Raw genomic sequence first — 20,318 nt, 5'->3', positions numbered from 1 at the left:
CCCTAAGGGTCATATTGACATGCGTCAATGTAGGATGGGGGCATGACTCTCGCACCGGATCTTCCGGCCGCCGCTGCCGATCAGTGCGCCCCCCGCACGACGGGCACGGAGTGCTGCTCGCTCTCCGGCGGGCCCATGACCGCCGACGACGCCCAGCGGATCGCCGGCCGGCTCAAGGCCCTGTCCGACCCCACCCGCCTGCGGCTGCTCTCGCACGTGGCGGCCCAGGGCTGCGGCGCGGTCTGCGTGTGCGACCTGACCGCCGTGGTGGACATCAGCCAGCCCACGGTGAGCCACCACATGAAGAGGCTCGTCGACGCCGGACTGGTCACCCGCGAGCAGCGCGGCAAGTGGGCGCACTACTCCGTGGTGCCCGAGGCCTTCGCCGAGCTCCGCTCCTTCCTCGACCTGGGCTGAGCCGGCGCTTCGGCCGGCGGCCGAGAACGTCCGCCGGGGCCGTGCGCCGGGGCCGTGCGCCGGGGCCGTCCGCTGGACCCGTCCCCTGTGGCCGCCCGCTTGAGGCGGTGCGCTTAGGCCGTCCGCCTCGGCCGATAGCCTGGACGCCATGAGCACCCGCACCCGCCGCAACTCCCCCGCCTACCGCTGCACCGAGTGCGGCTGGAGCACGGCCAAGTGGGTGGGCCGGTGCGGGGAGTGCCAGGCGTGGGGCACGGTCGAGGAGATCGGCGAGCACAAGGCCCGCACCACGGCCGCACGCTCCATTGCCGAGCCCGCGCAGCCCATCGCCCAGGTCGACGCCACCGTCGCGACCTCCGCGCCCACCGGGGTGCCGGAGCTGGACCGGGTCCTCGGCGGCGGCCTCGTGCCCGGGGCGGTCGTCCTGATGGCCGGGGAGCCGGGGGTCGGGAAGTCGACGCTGCTGCTCGACGTCGCCGCCCGCTTCGCGGAGGGCGCCGGCGCGGGGACCCGCGACGTCCTCTACGTCACCGGCGAGGAGTCCGCCGCGCAGGTGAAGCTGCGCGCGGACCGGATCGGCGCCATCGCCCCCACCCTCTACCTGACCGCGGAGACCGATCTCGCCACCGCCCTGGGCCACATCGAGACGATCTCGCCCCGCCTGCTCGTGGTCGACTCCGTGCAGACGCTGGCCAGCGCCGAGGTCGAGGGATCCGCCGGCGGGGTCACGCAGGTGCGTGAGGTCGCGGCCTCCCTCATCGCCGCGGCCAAGAAGCGGAACATGACCACCCTGCTCGTCGGCCACGTGACCAAGGACGGCTCCATCGCCGGGCCGCGGCTGCTGGAGCACCTCGTGGACGTGGTGTGCCAGTTCGAGGGCGAGAAGCACTCCCGGATCCGTCTGCTGCGGGCGGTGAAGAACCGCTACGGGCCCACCGACGAGGTCGGCTGCTTCGACCTCACCGAGACCGGCATCACGAGCGTCGAGGACCCCTCCGGCCTGTTCGTCTCCCGCACGGCCATGCCGGTCTCCGGGACGTGCCTGACCGTCACGCTCGAGGGCCGCCGGCCCCTCCTCGCCGAGGTGCAGGCGCTGCTGGACCGCTCCGCCACCGCGCAGCCCCGGCGCGCCACGGCCGGCCTGGACTCCTCACGGGTGGCGATGCTGCTCGCCGTCCTGCAGCGCCGGGCGGGGGTCAACCTGGCCGGGCTGGACTGCTACGTCTCCACGGTCGGCGGGGTCAAGCTCACCGAGCCCTCCACCGATCTCGCCGTGGCGATGGCCCTGGCCTCCGCCGCGCAGGACCGACCCCTCCCCCAGCGGCTCGTGTGCTTCGGGGAGGTCGGCCTGGCCGGCGAGGTGCGGCCCGTCCCGGGCATCGGCCGCCGCATCCAGGAGGTCGCCCGGCTCGGCTTCACCCACGCGGTGGTGCCGGCCAGCTCGACCGGACCGGGCGCGGTCCCGGCGGGCTTCACCGTGCGGGAGGTGACCACGATCACCGAGGCCATGGAGCTGCTGTTCCCCCGGTCGGGCGCCGGTTCCGGGCAGAAGAGACAGACCGCCGCGGCCGTATGATGTGACCGTGGCGAAGACCCCTGAGAACGCACTGCGCAAGACGCTGGCCCGCATCGCACCGGGCACGGAGCTGCGCACCGGTCTCGAACGGATCCTGCGCGGCCGCACCGGTGGGCTGCTGGTGCTGGGCTTCGACCGGTCCGTGGAGGCGATCTGCTCCGGGGGCTTCGACATCAACACCGACTTCTCCGCGCCCAAGCTGCGGGAACTGGCCAAGATGGACGGCGCCATCATCTGCGACCGGGACGCCACCCGCATCCTCAAGGCCGGGGTGCAGCTGGTGCCGGACGCCTCGATCGACACCACCGAGTCCGGCACCCGGCACCGTTCGGCGGAGCGCACCGCCAAGGAGACCGGGGTCCCGGTGATCTCGGTGAGCCAGTCGATGAGCGTCATCACGATCTACGTGGGCGAGACCCGCTACGCGATCGAGGGCTCCCAGTCGATCATGGCCCGCGCCAACCAGGCGCTGCAGACGCTGGAGCACTACAGCAACCGCATGGAGCAGGTCCTCGGCAACCTCTCCTCGCTGGAGATCGAGGCGTCCGTGACCGTGCGGGACGTGGCGCTGACCCTGCAGCGCATGGAGATGGTGCGGCGGATCTCCTCCGAGATCGGCTGGTACGTGCTCGAGCTGGGGGTGGACGGCCGGCTCATCGCCCTGCAGCTCGAGGAGCTGACCGCGGGCACGGGCCCGGGGCCCGACGTCGTGCTGCGGGACTACCTGCCCGACGGCACTCCTGCGGAGGGCATCGACGAGGGGCTGGAGAGGCTCGCGGAGCTCACTCCCACGGAGCTCATCGACCTCCAGCGGATCGCGGTGTCGGTGGGGCTGATCGAGCCGCAGGGCAGCCTCGAGACGGACCTGCACCCGCACGGCTACCGGCTGCTGGAGGGCATCAAGTCGATGCCGCGGGCGGTGGCCAACCGCCTGGTGCGCCAGTTCGACGGGCTGCAGTCCCTCATGGCCGCCAATCTCGAGGACCTCAAGGCGGTCGAGGGCATCGGCGAGCAGCGGGCCCGCACGGTCCGCGAGTCGCTCTCGCGGATGGCCGAGACCAGCCTGCTCGAACGCTTCATGTGAGCGGGGCGCGGCCCGCTCACTCCACGACGAACGCGGCGGGCTCGCTCGTGCGCTCCCCGAGGGAGACCACCAGGCGGTAGTACCCGGGCTGGGCCTCGCCGCCCGCCTCCGTGCAGCCCTCGGCGGTGCGCTGGAGGTTCCACGTCAGCCGGGCGCTCTCCTCCTGCCCCGGGTCGAGGGTGCGCTCGGCGTCCTCGGAGCCGGCCTGGCAGTGCCGGCTGTCGAAGACGGTGTCGGCTCCCGAGCTGACCTCGTAGACCATCTGCGAGGTGCCGGCGTTGACCGTGCAGGGCCCGTCCCCCGTGTTCTCCAGGGTGAGCACCAGCACGGGTTCCTCGCCCTCGGAGTAGCTCTCCCGGTCCGTGGAGGCCCGCACGGCCAGGTCGGTGCCGCACTTCTCGGCCGGTCCCTCCGTGGCGGTCGCCGACGCGGAGGCGGAGGGGCTCTCGTCGGGCCGCGGCGTGAAGTCGGCGAAGGGCTCCTGGGAGACCGCGGGCGCGGCGGTGGTCGCCGCCGGGGCGGGGGCGGCCTCCGGCTCGCCGGGGCCGAGCATGGCCACGACCGCCGTGCCGATCCCCACGGCCACGAGCAGCAGCAGCACGCCCGCCGCGACCGCGGCGACGATCCGCCGGCGCCGGTAGACCTCGGGGCTCACCCGCCGCGGGTCGGAGGTGCGGGGAGCCCGCCCGTCGTCGTCGTGACCGTTTCCAGACCGTCCGTGGGGGGTGCTCCCGGAACCCTTCTGCGCCATGCCACCAAGGCTACAGTGGGTGCGATGAGCTCCGTTCCCGCCCCCGCCCCCGCCGTGGACCCCGGCCTGCCGGACCTGCACCGCGCCGTGACCGGCTGGTTCGACGTCGCCGCCCGGGACCTTCCGTGGCGGGACCCGGACTGCTCCCCGTGGGGTGTCATGGTCAGCGAGTTCATGCTCCAGCAGACCCCCGTGGTGCGCGTGCTGCCGGTGTGGCGGGCGTGGCTGCAGCGCTGGCCGGGCCCGACCGACCTCGCGGCCGCGAGCACCGGTGAGGCGGTGCGGGCCTGGGGCCGGCTGGGCTATCCGCGGCGGGCCCTGCGCCTGCACGCGGCCGCGGTCGAGATCACCGAGCGCCACGGCGGGCGCGTCCCGGCCGGGCACGACGAGCTGCTGGCCCTGCCCGGCGTGGGCGCCTACACGGCCGCCGCGATCGCGGTGTTCGCCTTCGGGGACCGGCAGGTCGTGGTGGACACCAACATCCGGCGCGTGCAGGCCCGCGTGGTCTCCGGACGGGCGCTGCCGTCCCGCTCCCTGACGGCCGCGGAGACCCGGCTCGCCGAGCGGCTGATGCCGGAGGACGACGCCCTCGCCGTGCGCTGGAACCAGGCGGTGATGGAGCTCGGCGCGGTGGTCTGCACCGCCCGCTCGCCGCGCTGCGAGCAGTGCCCCGTCCGGCACGCGTGCGCGTGGGTCGCCGCGGGCCGGCCCGAGCCCGCGGAGGCGCCCCGGGGGCAGAGCTGGCACGGCACGGACCGGCAGGTCCGCGGCGCCGTGATGGCCGTGCTGCGGGCCGGGCGCGACCCCGTGCCGGAGCCGCACCTGACCGGCCCGGTGGACGTCGCGACCGGCGCCGGGCTGGCCCCGGAGGCCCTGCGCGCCCTGGACGCCCTGCACGGTCTCGGCGCCCCGGAGGAGCAGCGGCGACGCGCCCTGGACGGGCTGGTCCAGGACGGTCTGGCGGTGCGCGGCCCCGCGGGGATCAGCCTTCCGGGCTGAGCTCGAGGATCATCCGGGTGTTGCCGAGCGTGTTCGGCTTCACCCGGGCCAGGTCGAGGTACTCGGCCACGCCCTCGTCGTGGGAGCGCATCAGCTCGGCGAAGACGTCCGGGTCCAGCTGCTGCTGGTTGGGCATCACCTCGAAGCCGTGCCGGCGGAAGAAGTCGACCTCGAAGGTCAGGCAGAACACCCGGGAGACCCCCACGGCCCGGGCCCGCTCGATGAGCCCCGCCAGCAGGGTGCGCCCCACGCCGCGCCCGCGCCAGGTCTCGGAGGTGGCCAGGGTCCGGACCTCGCCGAGGTCCTCCCACATCACGTGCAGGGCCCCGCAGCCGACGAGGTGCCCCGGGGCGTCGTCGGCGCTCTCCGCGACGAGGAACTCCTGGATGCCCTCGTAGTAGGCGACCGTGTCCTTGTTGATCAGCACCCCGGCCCGGGCCAGCGGGGCCACCAGCTCCTTGATCGCGGGGACGTCGGAGGTGCGGGCGGGTCGCAGGCGCAGTTCGGTCACGCGGCAAGTGTACGCTCGCTAACTCCGCAGGCCGCCGGGCATGTCGCCCCGAGACCGCCCGCACTTCGGGGGACGCGGAAGGGCCCGCCGCGCGAGTGCGCAGCGGGCCCTTCCGTCCGGCGGGGAGGGGCTCAGCCCTCGGCGCCGCGCTCCCCGTCCCCGCGGACGACCTCGACGTCCTCGAAGCCGCCCATCGGGTCGACCATGCCGTCGCCGGTCAGGTCGTACATCGGGGTGGAGGAGAAGGTGAGGACCTCCTGGTCGCCCTCGCCCTCGGTGCCCACCGTGATCTTCTCGCCGGAGCTGATCTCCCCGAAGAGGATCTTCTCCGAGAGCCGGTCCTCGATCTCCCGCTGCATGGTGCGGCGCAGCGGCCGGGCGCCCATCGCGGGGTCGTAGCCGCGGCGGCTGACCCACACCTTGGCGGCGTCGGTGAGCTCGATCGACATGCCCTGGTCCCGCAGCCGCTCCTGCAGCCGGGCCACGAAGAGGTCCACGATCTGGACGATCTCCGGCTCCGTCAGCTGCGGGAAGACGATGATCTCGTCCACGCGGTTGAGGAACTCGGGGCGGAAGTGCTCCTTGAGCTCGTCCTGGACCTTGGCCTGCATCCGCTCGTAGCTGGAGGCGGAGTCCACCCCGGTCTGGAAGCCCACGGGCACGGCCCGCGAGATGTCCTTGGTGCCGAGGTTCGTGGTCATGATGATCACGGTGTTCTTGAAGTCCACCACGCGGCCCTGCGAGTCGGTCAGGCGGCCGTCCTCGAGGATCTGCAGCAGGGAGTTGAACAGGTCCTGGTGGGCCTTCTCGACCTCGTCGAAGAGGACCACGGAGAACGGCTTGCGGCGCACCTTCTCGGTGAGCTGGCCGCCCTCCTCGTAGCCCACGTAGCCGGGAGGGGCTCCGAAGAGGCGCGAGACGGTGTGCTTCTCCTGGTACTCGGACATGTCCAGGGTGATGAGGGCGTCCTCGTCCCCGAACAGGAACTCCGCGAGCGCCTTCGCGAGCTCGGTCTTGCCCACGCCGGTGGGGCCGGCGAAGATGAACGAGCCGCCGGGCCGCTTCGGGTCCTTCAGGCCGGCACGGGTGCGCCGCATCGAGCGGGACAGCGCCTTGATGGCGTCGTCCTGGCCGATGATGCGCTTGTGCAGCTCGTCCTCCATGTGCAGGAGACGGCCCGTCTCCTCCTCGGTGAGCTTGTACACGGGCACCCCGGTGGAGGCGGAGAGGACGTCGGAGATGACCTCGGGGGTCACCTCGGCGAGCTCGTCGCCGCCCTCGCGCCAGGCCCGGTCCTTGTCGTCGCGCTCGGCGATGAGCTTCTGCTCGGTGTCGCGCAGCGAGGCGGCCTTCTCGTAGTCCTGGCCGTCGATGGCGGCCTCCTTGAGCCGCTTCACCTCGACGATGCGGTCGTCGAGCTCCTTGATCTCCGGCGGAGCGGTCATCCGCTTGATCCGCAGCCGCGCGCCGGCCTCGTCGATCAGGTCGATCGCCTTGTCCGGGAGGAAGCGGTCGGAGATGTAGCGCGCCGCCAGGTGGACGGCGGACTCGAGGGCCTCGTCCGAGATGGAGACGCGGTGGTGCGCCTCGTACTTGTCGCGCAGGCCCTTGAGGATCTCCACGGCGTGCGCCTCGGAGGGCTCGTCCACCTGGATCGGCTGGAAGCGGCGCTCCAGGGCGGCGTCCTTCTCGATGTGCTTGCGGTACTCGTCGAGGGTGGTCGCGCCGATGGTCTGCAGCTCACCGCGGGCGAGCATGGGCTTCAGGATCGACGCGGCGTCGATCGCTCCCTCGGCCGCGCCGGCACCGACGAGCGTGTGGATCTCGTCGATGAACAGGATGATGTCCCCGCGGGTGCGGATCTCCTTGAGCACCTTCTTGAGCCGCTCCTCGAAGTCACCGCGGTAGCGGGAGCCCGCCACGAGGGAGCCGAGGTCCAGGGTGTAGAGGTGCTTGTCCTTGAGGGTCTCCGGGACGTCGCCGCGCACGATGGCCTGGGCCAGGCCCTCGACGACCGCGGTCTTGCCGACGCCGGGCTCGCCGATCAGCACCGGGTTGTTCTTGGTGCGCCGGGAGAGGATCTGCATCACGCGCTCCATCTCGCGGAAGCGCCCGATGACCGGGTCCAGCTTGCCCTCGCGGGCGGCCGCGGTGAGGTTGCGGCCGAACTGGTCCAGCACCGCCGAACCGGCGGGCGTGCCCTCGGACTGCCCGGCAGAGCGCACGCCGGCGCCCTCCTTCTCGGGGGTCCCGCCGCCCTGATAGCCGGAGATCAGCTCCAGCACGGTGGAGCGCACCTTCTGCGGCTCCGCGCCGAGCTTGGTCAGCACCTGCGCGGCCACGCCCTCGCCGGCGCGGATGATGCCCAGCAGGATGTGCTCGGTGCCGATGTAGTTGTGGCCGAGCTGGAGGGCCTCGCGCAGGGAGAGCTCGAGGACCTTCTTGGCGCGCGGGGTGAAGGGGATGTGCCCGGACGGGGCCTGCTGGCCCGGGCCGATGATGTCCTGGACCTGCTCGCGGGCGCCGGTGAGGGTGATGCCCATCGAGTCGAGCGCCTTGGCGGCGACTCCCTCGCCCTCGTGGATCAGCCCGAGCAGGAGGTGCTCGGTGCCGATGTAGTTGTGGTTGAGCATCCTGGCCTCTTCCTGGGCCAGCACCACGACCCGGCGGGCGCGGTCGGTGAAGCGTTCGAACATGGATACTCCTCAGTCGATGTCTGCAGACGATGCTACGCACCCGGGAGCCCGATCGGGGGGCTGTTCGCCACCGGCGAGACGGGGCGCCGGCACCGGCTCGGCCCGCGCCGGGGAAAAGGCCCGGCCGATATCGGAATGTGCGTCCGCACCGCCGAAAGCGCACGTCACCGGCGCAATTCCGACGTCCTTCTCCCCGCGCCGGCCCACGGCTATTCCGGAGGCGGCACGGGGGCCGTGCGCGGCAATAGCCCCGGACCGGCGCAGAACGGACGCGGCACGCGCAGAACCCGTCCGCGCGGAACCCCGCCGGAGAACTGCCGGGGTTATGGCCGGGATATGGCGGTGTTATGGCGGTGTTATGTCAACATTATGGTGACGCCACGGCGAGACCACGGCGGAACTCCCCCGGAACACAAAAGGAGGGGCCGGAATTCCGGCCCCTCCTGCTGGTGTCCGCGGCGGTGCCGGGTCGTCCTCCGGCCACCGGTGCGGACGGGGTCACTGGTGGGCGTCGTAGTACGCCTTCTGCACGTCCTGGTGGATGCGGCCGCGGTCGGAGACCGGGTGGCCGTTCTCGCGAGCCCACTGCCGGATCGCGGCGGTGTCCGGGTTGGACCGGCCCGTGGGGCGGGCGCCGCCGGAGCGCGCCTGCTTCGGGGACTGCTTGCTCTGGGCCCGCCGGGCCTTGGCGATGAAGGGCCGCACGGCGTCGCGCAGCTTCGCGGCGTTCTCCTCGGAGAGATCGATCTCGTACTGGGTCCCGTCCAGTCCGAAGCGGACGGTCTCCTCGGCCGGTCCGCCGTCGAGGTCGTCCTCGAGAATGATCTTCACGGTCTGTGCCATGGCTGAAACTCTCCTCCGCCTTTCGGCGTTCGTCCTGCTGAGGTCGCACCGGTCCGGCGCGACCTGAACTGCTGCTGATTCCCCCGTGCCGGGACGGAAGACCCGGATCATGAATTCCGAGCGGCACCGGGAACTCCCGTTCCCGGTGCTGACGACTTTATCCTACAATTTCGCGGCACAATTCGTCAGCACGGAAAAGGGGATACGTTCCGGTGGGATTCCCGGGAGAAACTCGGGAAAGAAACCCGGCACCGATCCGCATTCATCGGAAAAGCGCCGGAGAGGAGGAGCGCCGGGTCAGTGTCGCGGGCCGCGCCCGCGGCGCGGCCGGTGGCCGAAGGGCACGTCGGCGCCGTCGCGCTCGCGGATCTGCTCGTACCAGCGCTGCGCGTCCTCCTGGGAGCGGGACTCGGCGGCGCGCTCCGTGCGGTCGCCGCGGAAGATCGACCGGAGGATCAACCAGAAGATGATGCCGATGCTGATGGAGGGCAGCAGGACGACGATGTATTCCATGGGGCGATTCTCCCGGGACGGTCTGGACGGAGGCTGAGGGCCCGCGGACGGGCTCAGTCCTGCTCCGGCTTCATGAGGGGGAACAGGATGGTCTCCCGGATCCCCAGGTCGGTGAAGAGCATGATCAGCCGGTCCAGGCCCAGGCCCAGCCCGCCCATGGGCGGGGCGCCGTGCTCGAGGGCGCGCAGGAAGTCCTCGTCCAGGCGCATGGCCTCGTCGTCACCGGCGGCGGCGCGGCGGGACTGCTCGGTGAGCCGTTCGCGCTGGACCACCGGGTCGATCAGCTCGGAGAAGGCGGTGCCGCGCTCCATGCCGCCGATGATCAGGTCCCAGGCCTCGATCAGCCCGTGCTCGGAGCGGTGCTGACGGGCCAGCGGCTGCGCCGAGGGCGGGTAGTCGCACACGAAGGTCGGCTGGATCAGCGTGGGCTCCACGATCTCCCCGAACAGCTCGAGCACGTGCTTCTCCGCGTCCCAGGCCGGGTCCACGGCGACCTCGTGCTCCTCGGCGACCCGGCGGAGCTCTGCCACGGGCGTCTGTGGGGTGATCGTCCGGCCCACGGCCTCGGACAGCGCGGGGTACACCGAGAGCCAGCGCCACGGTCCGCGCAGGTCGATCGTGCCCCGGTCGGTCTCGATCGTGTCCACGCCCAGGGCGTCGGCGCACGCGAGGATGATCTCCCGGATCCGCTCGGCCATCGTGAACTGGTCGGCGTAGGCCTCGTAGGCCTCCAGGGTGGTGAACTCCGGGCTGTGCGAGGAGTCGACGCCCTCGTTGCGGAAGACCCGGCCGATCTCGAAGACCCGCTCGATCCCGCCCACCACGGCGCGCTTGAGGTAGAGCTCGGTGGCGATCCGCAGGGTCATGTCCTGGTCGAAGGCGTTGAGGTGGGTCTCGAAGGGGCGGGCGCTCGCCCCGCCGTGCACCAGCTGCAGGATGGGCGTCTCGATCTCCACGTAGCCGCGCTCGACGAGGACGTTGCGCACCGTCTGGATGATCCGCGCCCGCTTCACCACGACGTCGCGGGCCTCGGGCCGGACGATGAGGTCGAGGTAGCGCCGGCGCACCCGGGTCTCGTCGTTGAGCTCGTTGTGCAGCGTGGGCAGCGGCCGCAGGGCCTTCGAGGCCATGGACCACGCGTCGGCCATGACGGACAGCTCGCCGCGGCGGGAGGCGAGGACCTCGCCGTGGACGGCCACGAAGTCGCCGAGGTCCACGAGCTGCTTCCACTCGGCCAGGGCCTCCTCGCCCACCTTCGCGAGGGAGAGCATGACCTGCAGACGGGTGCCGTCCCCCTCCTGGAGGGTCGCGAAGCACAGCTTGCCGGTGTTGCGCACGAACACCACGCGCCCGGCCACGCCCACGAACTGCCCGGTCTCCTCGCCGGGCTCCAGGTGGCCGTGGGCCTCCCGGACCTGGGCGAGGGTGTGCGTGCGCTCCACGCCCACGGGGTAGGCCTCCCGGCCGGACTCGAGCAGCCGGGCGCGCTTGGCGAGCCGGAACTGCATCTGCTCCGAGAGCTCGGCCTGCTCGGCGGCCTGGTCCTGGACGGTCGGGGTGGTGTTCTGCGCGTTGGTCACAGTGGTCCAGGATATCGCGGGGGTCAAATCCTCCCCCGGGGTCCGGGAACGCCCGCGCAGGGGACCTCAGAGGGCCAGGTTGTCGATCAGCCGCGTGCTGCCCACGTGCGCCGCGACGAGGGCGAGGGTCCCGGGGGCGGGCGCCACGGGCGCCAGCGTGCGGGGGTCGACGACGACGAGGTAGTCGAGCCGGACCTGGTCCTCGGCGTCGATCCGGGCGCGGGCGGCGTCCAGGTCCAGCTCCCCGGCCGCGAGCGCCCGCAGGGTGGCCGGGAGCACGAGCGCCGCGTGCCGCTGGCCGGCGTCGAGGTAGCGGTTGCGCGAGGACAGGGCCAGGCCGTCGGCGTCGCGCACGATGGGCACGGGGCGGACGGTGACCGGCAGGTCGAAGTCGGCGACCATCCGGCGCACCAGCAGCAGCTGCTGGGCGTCCTTCTCCCCGAAGTAGGCCCGGAAGGGGACCGGTCCGGGCGGGGCGGTGATGTTGAGCAGCTTGTTGACCACCGTCAGCGCGCCGTCGAAGTGGCCCGGGCGGCTGGCGCCGTCGAGCACGGCCCCCAGCGGTCCCGCGGTCACGCGCACCAGCGGCTCCCCGTCGGGGTACATCTGCTCCACGGCGGGGGCGAACACGAGGTCGGCCCCGCAGCGGGCGAGCAGCTCGAGGTCGGCCTCGAGGGTGCGCGGATAGCGCTCGAGGTCCTCGTCCGGGCCGAACTGGAGCGGGTTGACGAAGACCGAGACCGCGACCACGGCGTTCTCCTCCCGCGCGAGGCGCACCAGGTGGGCGTGCCCCTCGTGCAGCGCGCCCATGGTGGGCACGAGCCCCAGCGACGCCTCGCCGGGCACCGCGGCGAGGCGCTCGGCGAGGGCGGTGCGGAACTCCCCGATGCCCCGGCAGACGCGGGGGGTGGTGGAGGTGGTCACGGGGTGTCCTTTCCGTCGGTGAGGTCGAGGGCCGCCAGCACGGCGTCGTAGCGGGGGCGGTCGAGCAGGCCGCGGTCCAGGGCGCGGCGGGCGGTGACGCGGGCGAGGTCCAGGTAGGCCAGCAGGACGTCGTCCCCCTGGTGCCCGTGGGCGTACTCGTCCAGGGCCCCGCGGTGGGCGGCCACGGTGCCCGCGTCCCCGCGCGCGACGGGGCCGGTCAGCGCCGACTCCCCGGAGGCCAGGGCGTTGTCGAGGGTCGCGCGCAGCAGGGGGCCGAGCATCCGGTCCGGGTGCTCCACGCCGATGTCGCGCAGCACCTGCATCGACTGCCCGGCGACGGTCATCAGGTGGTTGGCGCCGTGGGCGAGGGCGGCGTGGTAGAGCGGGCGGTCGGCCTCGGCCACGACCACCGGCTCGGCCCCCATCTCCACCACGAGCGCCTGGGCGATGGGCAGCACCGGCGCCGGCGCGGTGATCCCGAACGAACAGTCGCTCAGCCGGGCGAGGTCCAGGCTCAGGCCCGTGAAGGTCATGGCCGGGTGGACGGCCAGCGGGATGGCCCCCAGCCGGCGGGCGGGGTCGAGGACGCCGGTGCCCCAGCGTCCGGCGGTGTGCACCACGAGCTGCCCGGCCTGCCACAGCTGCGCGTCGGCGAGGCCCTGCACGAGCCCGGGCAGCTCGTCGTCGGGCACGGCGAGCAGCACGAGCTCGGCCCGCTCGAGGACGGCGGGCACGTCCAGGACGGGCACGTCCGGGAGGAGGGCCTCGGCCCGGTCACGGCTGGCCTCGGAGACCGCGTTGACCCCGACCACGGCGTGCCCGGCCGCGCGCAGCGCCGCGCCGAGGACGGCGCCCACCCTGCCGGCGCTGACGATCCCCACCCCGAGGCGTCCGGGGCGGTCCGAGGGACGGGTCATGCTCTCTCCTGCAGGGGGGTTCGGGGGTGGCGCGGGGCGTCGGCCAGTCTACGGGCGCCGGCGGCGTGCGCCGCCTGGGCGGCCGCCAGGGCCCGGGCGTCCCCGGTGTCGAGGTGCGCCACGGCCACGGTCACCGGGCCGGGGGTCGAGTGCAGGTGGACGTCCGCGAGCCCCAGGGCGCGCTCGAGCGGGCCCTGGGACACGGCCACGGACTGGGTCTTCTCGTGCGGGAGCAGGTCGGTGCGGCGGCTCAGCCGGCCCGACCGGACGGCGAGCACGTCCTCCGTCGCGGCGAAGCCGGTGCGTCGGTGCACCAGCGGGTCGAGCCACCGCGCCCGGGCCGGCGAGGTGGTGTAGCGGCCCTGGGCGCCGAGGCCGTGCAGGCCCTCCCCGAGCAGGGCCGCGAGGTCCCCGTCCCGGGCGCCGGGCAGGGCCAGGTGCAGGACGGTGCGCACCTCCGGCAGGGTGCCCACCGGCAGCAGGGTCGAGCGCATGGCGTCGCTCTCCCCCGCGGCGGGCCCGTAGCCGGCCACGTTGACCCGGACCCGGTACCAGCCGAAGGGCCGCCACAGCAGCGGCTGGTCCACCCCGACCGCCTGGATCCGCCCGGCGGGGACCGTCTGGGAGCGGACGCTGAACAGTCCGTAGCGCACCCGCATGCCCTCGGGGATGCGCAGCAGCCGGAAGCGGTAGCCCTGCTCGAAGCGGCGGTAGGTCACCGCGCCGAAGCTGATCAGCCCGGGCAGCCAGGCCGCGAGCACCGCCGGCCCCGCCACCGGGTCGAGCACGAGGGCGACCGGGGCGGCGAGGAGCAGCGCGGCCAGGACCACGGCGGAGCCGGAGGCCAGCACGGAGCCGAGCAGCCGAGGCACGGGCACCGTGAGCACCGGGCGCTCCTCGTCGCCGGTGGCCGCCCACGGCGCGGCACGCCGCGCGGGCGCCCCCGGCAGACCGCCCGGGCCGGCGGGGCCTCCCGGGCCGGCGGCGGCCAGCCCGAGCCGGCCCAGCAGCTCGCCGCGCAGCGCGCGGGCCCGGTCGTGCGTGAGGTAGGACAGGGACACCGCGGACTGCCCGGCGTCGGCCACCTCGAACTTCAGCTCGGCCAGGCCCAGCACGCGGGGCAGGAAGGGCCGGTGGATGTCGATGGCCTGGACCCGGTCCAGGCGGGCCTGGCGCTCCTGGCGGAAGAGCACCCCGGAGCGCACCCGCACGTGCTCGGGCGTCACCTGGTAGCGGGTGAACCACCACGCGACGAGCACGACGGCGCCCGCCGCCAGGAGCACGAGCAGCACGATCCCGGCCAGCACCCACCAGAACACCGCGCCCACCCGGCCGGGGTCGAAGTCCTGCGCCGGGGAGTCCCGGCCGCCGAGATAGGTGCTCACGAGGTCGTCGAGCACGATGTTGACGAAACCGCCCGCGAGCACGAGGATCGCCAGCCACCCCTTCACCACCGGGGTCAGCGGATGGACGCGGTGCCACGGATCGGCCGGGGCCGGCGCCGGGGCGGGGCCCGGGGCGGCGCTCACAGGCCCGCCAGGAGGGCCTCGCCGCGCGCGGTGAGCCGCTCGCGCAGCCGCGACGCCTCGGCGTGCTCGACCCCCGGGATCTCGGCGTGGCTGCCGACGGCCGCAGTGTGCAGCTTCACGGTGGCCAGTCCGAAGCTGCGCTGCAGCGGGGAGACCGACACGTCCACGTACTGCATCCGGCCGTAGGGGATGACGGTGACCCGCTGGTAGAGCAGCCCGCGGCGCACGAGCAGGTCCTCCCCGCGCTCGGCGTAGCCGATCGCCCGCACCCGCCGGGGCGCCAGGAGGACGGAGAGCACGCCCATCAGCAGGACCGCCGCGGGCGGCAGCAGCAGCCAGCCCAGCGGGGCCCCGGACCAGATGCCCGTGCCCGCCAGCACCGCGGGCCACCCCACCACCGCGAGCCAGAACACGGTGCCCGCCAGCCCGGACAGCACGGTCACCGTGACGTGCCGGGGGGAGACCCGGGTCCACACGAGCCCGTCCGGGTCGATCGCCCGGTTGCTCAGCGGCACCCGGTCACCGGGCGTCCCGGCCGCGGGGCCGCGCCCGGGGCCGTTCGCGGATCTCTCGGGCATAACCACCTTCTCCCTCGGGGAGCTCCTTCTGCCGTCCCCTACCGTACGCGGCGTCCTCCTCGGCGTCGGGATCGTCCGGCGGGAGCTTGCAGAAGCCCTCCACGATCCAGCCGACGACGACGAGGACCAGCCCGGCCGCGGCGTGGGCCAGGCACGCCCACAGCGGTCCCTGCTCGGAGCGCACCGTCAGCAGGGCCAGCTGGTCGACGGCGATGGCGGCGTGCCAGCCCGTGAGCACGGCCCCCGCCCAGGCCGCCGCCTGCGCGCCGGCGGCGGTGCGGGCCGCCACCAGGGGGTCGAAGCGCTCCGGGTGCGCGCCCTCCTGGTAGCGCTTGACCCGCACGCCCAGCACGAGCAGGGCCACGGCGGCGGCCGCGACGGCCGCGAGCGAGACCCACGGCAGGATCAGCAGCGGGCCGCCCGCCCCCGTGGAGAGCCGGTTGGCGGTCCAGCCGAGGGCTCCGGCGGCGGCGGCGCACAGCAGCAGGGCCGGGACGGTGAGCACGTGCACGGCGCGGCCTCCTCAGTCCCGGTCCTCGCCGCCGGGCCCGGCGGGCAGCAGCGGCACGGTGTCCGGCCCCAGGCCGCCGAGGTCCTCGGCCTCGCGGGCCAGATCGGCCACCCGGCGCCCCTCCAGGGTCGCCGCGGGGTCCATCAGCGCCCAGGGCACCAGCACGAACGCCCGCGTGGCGGCGCGCAGGTGCGGGACGGTCAGGTCCGGCTCGTCCAAGCGCAGCTCGCCGTAGACGACGATGTCGATGTCCAGGGTCCGCGGTCCCCACCGCTGCGTCCGGGTGCGGTGGTGGAGCTGCTCGACCTCCTGGCAGGCCCGGAGCAGGCCGAAGGGGCTCAGGTCCGTGTCCACCTCGACCACCGCGTTGAGGTAGTCGCCCTGGTCCGGAGGGCCTCCGACCGGCTTGGAGCGCACCACGGGCGAGGCCCGGGTCAGGGTGATCCGGGGGTGGGCGGCGAGGTCCAGGGCGGCCCGGCGCAGGGTGTCCTCCCGGTCGCCGAGGTTGGCGCCGAGGGCGAGGACGGCCAGGGTGCCCACGTCAGCGCTCCCGGTAGATCGTCACGGACACGTCGGAGAAGGTCACCTCGATGGGCGCCTTCGGCTTGTGCACCGTGACCTCCACCGCCTCGAGGGGGAAGCGCTCGAGCAGGCGGCGGGCGATGCGGTCCGCGAGGGTCTCGAGCAGGTTCACGCTGGGGCCGATCACCATGTCCCGCACCTCCTCGGCGACCTCGCCGTAGTGGGCGGTCAGGGCGACGTCGTCCTCGGCCCCGGCCCGGGAGAGGTCCAGGTACATCACCAGGTCCACGAAGAACGGCTGCCCGCTGCGCTTCTCCTGGTCCAGGACCCCGTGGTAGCCCACGGCGCCGACGCCCAGCAGGTTGATCCGGTCCCGGCGGTCGGGCACGCGCGGCGAGGCCGCCGGCACGTGCTGGCGGCCGGCCCGGTCCCCGGCGCGCAGGCGCCCGGCGTCGGCCTCCTCGCGCGGCAGGCGGCTCATCGGGCCCCTCCCCCGGTCGCGTCCGCCCGGAGGGCACCGGGGCGCAGGACGGCCGGCTCGGTGCCGCGCCACGCGTGCGCGACGGCCACGGCGTCGGCGCTCGCACGGACGTCGTGCACCCGCACGGCCCACGCGTCCGCGTGGGCCGAGAGGGCGCTGACCGCCGCGGTCGCGGCGTCGCGCCCGGCCGGAGGCCGGGCCGTGCCGTGCGTCTCGAGCAGGGCGCCGAGGAAGCGCTTGCGGGAGGCACCCACCAGGACCCGGTGGCCCGTGGCGGTGAAGCGCGGCAGGGCGCGCAGCAGCGCCCAGTTCTGGGCCCCGCGCTTGGCGAAGCCCAGCCCCGGGTCCAGCACGATCCGCTCGGGGGCCAGGCCGGCGGCGACCAGCCGGTCCCGCAGCGTCTCCAGCTCGGCCAGGACGTCGTCGACGACGTCGTCGTAGTCGGCCAGCCCGTCCATGGTCGCCGGCGTGCCCCGGGCGTGCGTGAGCACGTACGGCGCCTGCCGCTCGGCGACGAGCTCGACCATCTCCGGGGTCACGGACAGCCCCGAGACGTCGTTGACGAGGTGCGCCCCGGCGTCGAGCACCGCCGCGGCCGTGGCGGCGTGGAGGGTGTCGACGCTGAGGACCGCCCCGGCCGCGGCGAGGGCCTCCACCACGGGCAGGATCCGGCGCTGCTCCTCGGCGGGGGTGATCCGCTCCGAGCCCGGGCGGGTGGACTCCCCGCCGACGTCGAGGACGTCGGCGCCCTCGGCGAGCAGCCGCAGCCCGTGGGCGATCGCGGCCTCGTGCCCGGCGTGCTCCCCGCCGTCGCTGAAGGAGTCGGGAGTGACGTTGAGCACGCCCATGACCAGGGTCCGGCCGGTGGGCAGGTCCTCGTAGGTGCCCCAGCCGAGGGGCCCGTGCGCGGTGCGGGTCGTCGTGGTCACCGGCTCAGCGCCCCAGGATGAGGCTCATGGCCTCGGCGCGGGTGGCGGTCTCGCGCAGCTGCCCGCGCACGGCCGAGGTCACGGTCTTCGCCCCGGGCTTGCGCACCCCGCGCATCGACATGCACAGGTGCTCGCACTCGATCACCACGATCACGCCGGCGGGCCTCAGGTGCTCCACGATCGCCTCGACGATCTGAGTGGTGAGCCGCTCCTGCACCTGCGGGCGGCGGGCGAAGAGGTCCACCAGCCGGGCCAGCTTGCTCAGCCCGGTGACCATGCCGTCGGAGCCGGGGATGTAGCCCACGTGCGCGTGGCCGTGGAAGGGCACGAGGTGGTGCTCGCACGTGGAGTAGAAGGGGATGTCCTTGACCAGGACCATCTCCGAGTGGCCGATGTCGAAGGTCGTCCCGAGGATCTCGGCGGGGTCCTGGTGCAGGCCGGCGAACATCTCCGCGTACGCCCGGGCGACCCGTCCCGGGGTGCCCTGCAGGCCGTCCCGGTCGGGGTCCTCGCCGATCGCGAGCAGCAGCTCCCGGACGGCCGCGGCCACGCGGCGCTGGTCGACCGCCCCGGCCCCGGCCTCGAGCGCGGGGGCAGGATCGGGGTAGGGCGGTTCGAAGGCCTCCGCGGCCAGGTCGTGCGTGTGCGTGTGGGCCTCGTGGGGCAACGCGCCCTCCTTCGGGATCTGCCGGGTCTGCCGGACGCGACGGGGGTCGGCGGACGCGACCGGCTGTCGCTCCATCCTAGGCCCGGCTCAGTCCGTGCCGGGGCCCGGGGCGGACTCCGCGGCGCTCGAGGACCCGGTGCCCTCCCCCGACGGCACGGAGTGGCCGCGCTCGGGGACCTCCAGGGGGTGCTCCGGCTTCGCGGCGGCCGCCTGGTCCTGGGGTGCCAGGGTCGCGGGGTCCTGGGCGTGGATCCGCCGGGCCTCCTCACGCTCGGCCTGGGTGACCACCGGCGGGTCCTCCGAGAGCGGGCGGGTGTCCTTGGACAGCCACACCGGGCGCAGGTCCCGCTTGCGGATGTCGTGGAAGATCTCCGCGACCTGCGCCTCGTTCAGCGTCTCCTTCTCGAGCAGCTCCAGGGCCAGGCGGTCGAGGACGGGACGGTTGTCCATCAGGATCTGGTGGGCCTCGTCGTGGGCCTGGTCGAGCAGCGCCCGCACCTCCTCGTCCACGATGGCGGCGGTGTGCTCGGAGTACTCCCGGCCCCCGCCGGCGGCGTCGCGGCCCAGGAACGGCTCGGAGCTGTCCCCGCCCAGCTTGATGGAGCCCACGCGGGCGCTCATCCCGTACTGGGTGACCATCTTGCGGGCGGTGTCGGTGGCCTTCTGGATGTCGTTGGAGGCACCGGTGGAGGGGTCCCGGAACACGATCTCCTCGGCGGCCCGCCCGCCCATGGCGTAGGCCATCTGGTCGAGCAGCTCGTTGCGGGTGGTCGAGTACTTGTCGTCCAGGGGCATGACCATGGTGTAACCCAGGGCGCGGCCCCGGGGCAGGATGGTGATCTTGGTGACCGGGTCCGTGTTGCGCAGGGCCGCGGCCACGAGCGCGTGCCCGCCCTCGTGGTAGGCGGTGACCTTGCGCTCGAGCTCCTTCATGATCCGGCTGCGCTTCTGCGGACCGGCGATGACGCGGTCGATCGCCTCGTCCACGGCGCGGTCGTCGATGAGCTGGGCGTGGGACCGGGCGGTGAGCAGCGCCGCCTCGTTCATCACGTTGGCGAGCTCGGCGCCCGTGAAGCCCGGGGTGCGCTTGGCCACGCCGGCGAGGTCCACGTTGTCCGCCAGCGGCTTGCCCTGGGCGTGCACCCGCAGGATCTGCAGGCGGCCCTTCATGTCGGGGGCCTCCACGCCGATCTGCCGGTCGAAGCGGCCCGGGCGCAGCAGCGCCGGGTCGAGGACGTCCGGGCGGTTGGTGGCGGCGATGAGGATGACGTTGGTGGTGGCGTCGAAGCCGTCCATCTCGACCAGGAGCTGGTTGAGGGTCTGCTCCCGCTCGTCGTTGCCCCCGCCCATGCCGGCGCCGCGCTGGCGGCCCACGGCGTCGATCTCGTCCACGAAGATGATCGCGGGGGCGTTCTCCTTCGCCTGCTGGAACAGGTCCCGGACGCGGGAGGCGCCCACGCCCACGAACATCTCCACGAAGTCGGAGCCGGAGATGGAGAAGAAGGGCACCCCGGCCTCCCCGGCCACGGCCCGGGCGAGCAGGGTCTTGCCGGTGCCGGGCGGGCCGTAGAGCAGCACGCCCTTGGGGACCTTGGCGCCGAGGGCGGTGAAGCGGTCGCGCTCCACCAGGAACTGCTTGATCTCGTCCAGCTCCTGGACGGCCTCGTCGGCCCCGGCGACGTCGGCGAAGGTGACCGTGGGGTTGTCCTTGTCGAACATCTTGGCCCGGGAGCGGCCGAAGCGCATCACCTGCGAGCCGCCGCCCTGCATCCGGGAGAAGACGAACCAGAAGATGGCCAGGATGATCAGGAACGGCAGGAGGAAGCCGAGCAGGCTGGTGAACCAGTTGGACTCGACCGGCTGGTCCGTGAAGCCCTGGAGGTCGGCCGCGTTCATCGCGTCGACGACCTCCTCGCCGCGCGGGGTGACGTAGTAGAACTCGACGCTGCGCCCGAGGTCACGGCCGTCGAGGCTGAGGTCCTCCTCGAGCTGGAGCTCGACCTTCTGCTGGCCGTCGTAGATCTTGGCCTCGGAGGCCTGCCCGTCGCGCAGCAGCTGCAGCCCGACGTTGGTGTCCACGCGGTTGCCGGCGCCGGTCGTGAGCGAGCCCACGACCGGGAAGAGGACCAGAACGGCCAGAAGGACCCAGAACCAGGGTCCTCTGAAGAAGCTGTTGGGTTTTTTCGCCGTGGCCAAGCCGCTGATCCTCCCGTGGATGGTTGTCCGGGCCCCTCGAGCCGGGGCCCGCCCAGGGCCGGGGGTCCAGGGGACGCAGACCTTCAATGTACAG

The 20,318-nt window shown here is 73.6% G+C and carries 20 protein-coding genes; 4 read left to right on the top strand and 16 right to left on the bottom strand.

All coding sequences use genetic code 11. The features are described from left to right. Nucleotides 1-42 precede the first annotated feature (42 nt). From GMA12_RS12810 to disA, 3 genes are all read left to right on the top strand, one after another. On the top strand, nucleotides 43-417 hold the full coding sequence (locus GMA12_RS12810; RefSeq protein WP_156269880.1) for an ArsR/SmtB family transcription factor: 375 nt from the start codon (nucleotides 43-45) through the stop codon (nucleotides 415-417). 148 nt (nucleotides 418-565) lie between these two features. After that, on the top strand, nucleotides 566-1,993 hold the full coding sequence (gene radA, locus GMA12_RS12805; RefSeq protein ID WP_156269879.1) for a DNA repair protein RadA: 1,428 nt from the start codon (nucleotides 566-568) through the stop codon (nucleotides 1,991-1,993). Nucleotides 1,994-2,000: 7 nt separating this feature from the next. Beyond that, a complete protein-coding gene (gene disA / locus GMA12_RS12800) occupies nucleotides 2,001-3,077 on the top strand; it encodes a DNA integrity scanning diadenylate cyclase DisA (protein WP_162459810.1) in 1,077 nt (358 codons plus the stop codon). A 16-nt stretch (nucleotides 3,078-3,093) separates the two neighbouring features. Here disA and GMA12_RS12795 read toward each other — a convergent pair whose 3' ends face one another. Continuing rightward, nucleotides 3,094-3,828 carry a hypothetical protein gene (locus GMA12_RS12795; RefSeq protein ID WP_240898820.1) on the bottom strand — a complete coding sequence of 245 codons (735 nt, stop codon included), beginning with the start codon at nucleotides 3,826-3,828 and terminating at the stop codon, nucleotides 3,094-3,096. Nucleotides 3,829-3,852: 24 nt separating this feature from the next. On the opposite strand from GMA12_RS12795, the gene GMA12_RS12790 reads away from it, so the two are divergent. Then, nucleotides 3,853-4,827 (top strand): iron-sulfur binding domain-containing protein, encoded by a 975-nt coding sequence (locus GMA12_RS12790; protein WP_156269878.1) that lies wholly within the window; start codon nucleotides 3,853-3,855, stop codon nucleotides 4,825-4,827. Here GMA12_RS12790 and GMA12_RS12785 read toward each other — a convergent pair. From GMA12_RS12785 to ftsH, 15 genes are all read right to left on the bottom strand, one after another. Continuing rightward, nucleotides 4,811-5,338, bottom strand: a complete 528-nt coding sequence (locus tag GMA12_RS12785) for an amino-acid N-acetyltransferase (RefSeq protein ID WP_162459809.1) — start codon at nucleotides 5,336-5,338, stop codon at nucleotides 4,811-4,813. The genes GMA12_RS12790 and GMA12_RS12785 overlap by 17 nt on opposite strands. A gap of 131 nt (nucleotides 5,339-5,469) precedes the next feature. Beyond that, entirely contained in the window at nucleotides 5,470-8,034 is a 2,565-nt protein-coding gene (locus GMA12_RS12780) for an ATP-dependent Clp protease ATP-binding subunit (protein ID WP_156269877.1), read from the bottom strand. 498 nt (nucleotides 8,035-8,532) lie between these two features. Further along, a complete protein-coding gene (locus tag GMA12_RS12775) occupies nucleotides 8,533-8,877 on the bottom strand; it encodes a histone-like nucleoid-structuring protein Lsr2 (RefSeq protein WP_062736338.1) in 345 nt (114 codons plus the stop codon). A gap of 297 nt (nucleotides 8,878-9,174) precedes the next feature. Next, entirely contained in the window at nucleotides 9,175-9,390 is a 216-nt protein-coding gene (locus tag GMA12_RS12770) for a hypothetical protein (RefSeq protein ID WP_156269876.1), read from the bottom strand. 53 nt (nucleotides 9,391-9,443) lie between these two features. After that, nucleotides 9,444-10,970 carry a lysine--tRNA ligase gene (lysS, locus tag GMA12_RS12765; RefSeq protein ID WP_162459808.1) on the bottom strand — a complete coding sequence of 509 codons (1,527 nt, stop codon included), beginning with the start codon at nucleotides 10,968-10,970 and terminating at the stop codon, nucleotides 9,444-9,446. Nucleotides 10,971-11,036: 66 nt separating this feature from the next. Next, entirely contained in the window at nucleotides 11,037-11,894 is an 858-nt protein-coding gene (panC, locus tag GMA12_RS12760; protein WP_162459807.1) for a pantoate--beta-alanine ligase, read from the bottom strand. After that, nucleotides 11,891-12,811, bottom strand: a complete 921-nt coding sequence (locus tag GMA12_RS12755) for a Rossmann-like and DUF2520 domain-containing protein (RefSeq protein WP_156269874.1) — start codon at nucleotides 12,809-12,811, stop codon at nucleotides 11,891-11,893. Before GMA12_RS12755 ends, panC begins: the two co-directional genes overlap by 4 nt. Further along, nucleotides 12,808-14,340, bottom strand: coding sequence for a PH domain-containing protein (locus GMA12_RS12750; protein ID WP_156269873.1), 1,533 nt, complete (start codon nucleotides 14,338-14,340; stop codon nucleotides 12,808-12,810). Before GMA12_RS12750 ends, GMA12_RS12755 begins: the two co-directional genes overlap by 4 nt. Further along, complete coding sequence (locus GMA12_RS12745; RefSeq protein ID WP_156269937.1) at nucleotides 14,337-14,849, bottom strand: PH domain-containing protein; 513 nt, start codon at nucleotides 14,847-14,849, stop codon at nucleotides 14,337-14,339. The genes GMA12_RS12750 and GMA12_RS12745 overlap by 4 nt, the downstream gene beginning before the upstream one ends. Before the next feature lie 10 nt (nucleotides 14,850-14,859). After that, nucleotides 14,860-15,429 (bottom strand): DUF3180 domain-containing protein, encoded by a 570-nt coding sequence (locus GMA12_RS12740; RefSeq protein ID WP_162459806.1) that lies wholly within the window; start codon nucleotides 15,427-15,429, stop codon nucleotides 14,860-14,862. Between the two features lie 12 nt (nucleotides 15,430-15,441). Next, a complete protein-coding gene (gene folK / locus GMA12_RS12735) occupies nucleotides 15,442-15,969 on the bottom strand; it encodes a 2-amino-4-hydroxy-6-hydroxymethyldihydropteridine diphosphokinase (RefSeq protein ID WP_162459805.1) in 528 nt (175 codons plus the stop codon). Between the two features lies 1 nt (nucleotide 15,970). Beyond that, nucleotides 15,971-16,432 (bottom strand): dihydroneopterin aldolase, encoded by a 462-nt coding sequence (folB, locus tag GMA12_RS12730; protein WP_156269872.1) that lies wholly within the window; start codon nucleotides 16,430-16,432, stop codon nucleotides 15,971-15,973. Next, complete coding sequence (gene folP, locus GMA12_RS12725; protein ID WP_370831521.1) at nucleotides 16,429-17,361, bottom strand: dihydropteroate synthase; 933 nt, start codon at nucleotides 17,359-17,361, stop codon at nucleotides 16,429-16,431. The genes folB and folP overlap by 4 nt, the downstream gene beginning before the upstream one ends. A 4-nt stretch (nucleotides 17,362-17,365) precedes the next feature. Continuing rightward, nucleotides 17,366-17,911 carry a GTP cyclohydrolase I FolE gene (gene folE, locus GMA12_RS12720; protein ID WP_370831550.1) on the bottom strand — a complete coding sequence of 182 codons (546 nt, stop codon included), beginning with the start codon at nucleotides 17,909-17,911 and terminating at the stop codon, nucleotides 17,366-17,368. A gap of 204 nt (nucleotides 17,912-18,115) precedes the next feature. Beyond that, nucleotides 18,116-20,224: an ATP-dependent zinc metalloprotease FtsH gene (gene ftsH, locus GMA12_RS12715; protein WP_156269870.1), complete on the bottom strand. Its 2,109-nt coding sequence runs from the start codon at nucleotides 20,222-20,224 to the stop codon at nucleotides 18,116-18,118. Nucleotides 20,225-20,318: the final 94 nt, after the last annotated feature.

Source organism: Kocuria sediminis (assembly GCF_009735315.1).
Lineage (GTDB): Bacteria > Actinomycetota > Actinomycetes > Actinomycetales > Micrococcaceae > Kocuria > Kocuria turfanensis.
The sequence above is the reverse complement of the archived record's forward strand: the minus strand, read 5'-3'. Positions and strand labels throughout refer to the sequence as shown.

What these genes read in the sequence shown, in the direction of transcription:
- GMA12_RS12810 (WP_156269880.1), top strand. Translation starts at nt 43, where the DNA reads ATGACTCTCGCACCGGATCTTCCGGCCGCCGCTGCCGATCAGTGCGCC.
- radA (WP_156269879.1), top strand. Translation starts at nt 566, where the DNA reads ATGAGCACCCGCACCCGCCGCAACTCCCCCGCCTACCGCTGCACCGAG.
- GMA12_RS12795 (WP_240898820.1), bottom strand. Translation starts at nt 3,828, where the DNA reads ATGGCGCAGAAGGGTTCCGGGAGCACCCCCCACGGACGGTCTGGAAAC.
- GMA12_RS12790 (WP_156269878.1), top strand. Translation starts at nt 3,853, where the DNA reads ATGAGCTCCGTTCCCGCCCCCGCCCCCGCCGTGGACCCCGGCCTGCCG.
- GMA12_RS12780 (WP_156269877.1), bottom strand. Translation starts at nt 8,034, where the DNA reads ATGTTCGAACGCTTCACCGACCGCGCCCGCCGGGTCGTGGTGCTGGCC.
- GMA12_RS12775 (WP_062736338.1), bottom strand. Translation starts at nt 8,877, where the DNA reads ATGGCACAGACCGTGAAGATCATTCTCGAGGACGACCTCGACGGCGGA.
- GMA12_RS12770 (WP_156269876.1), bottom strand. Translation starts at nt 9,390, where the DNA reads ATGGAATACATCGTCGTCCTGCTGCCCTCCATCAGCATCGGCATCATC.
- GMA12_RS12755 (WP_156269874.1), bottom strand. Translation starts at nt 12,811, where the DNA reads ATGACCCGTCCCTCGGACCGCCCCGGACGCCTCGGGGTGGGGATCGTC.
- folB (WP_156269872.1), bottom strand. Translation starts at nt 16,432, where the DNA reads ATGAGCCGCCTGCCGCGCGAGGAGGCCGACGCCGGGCGCCTGCGCGCC.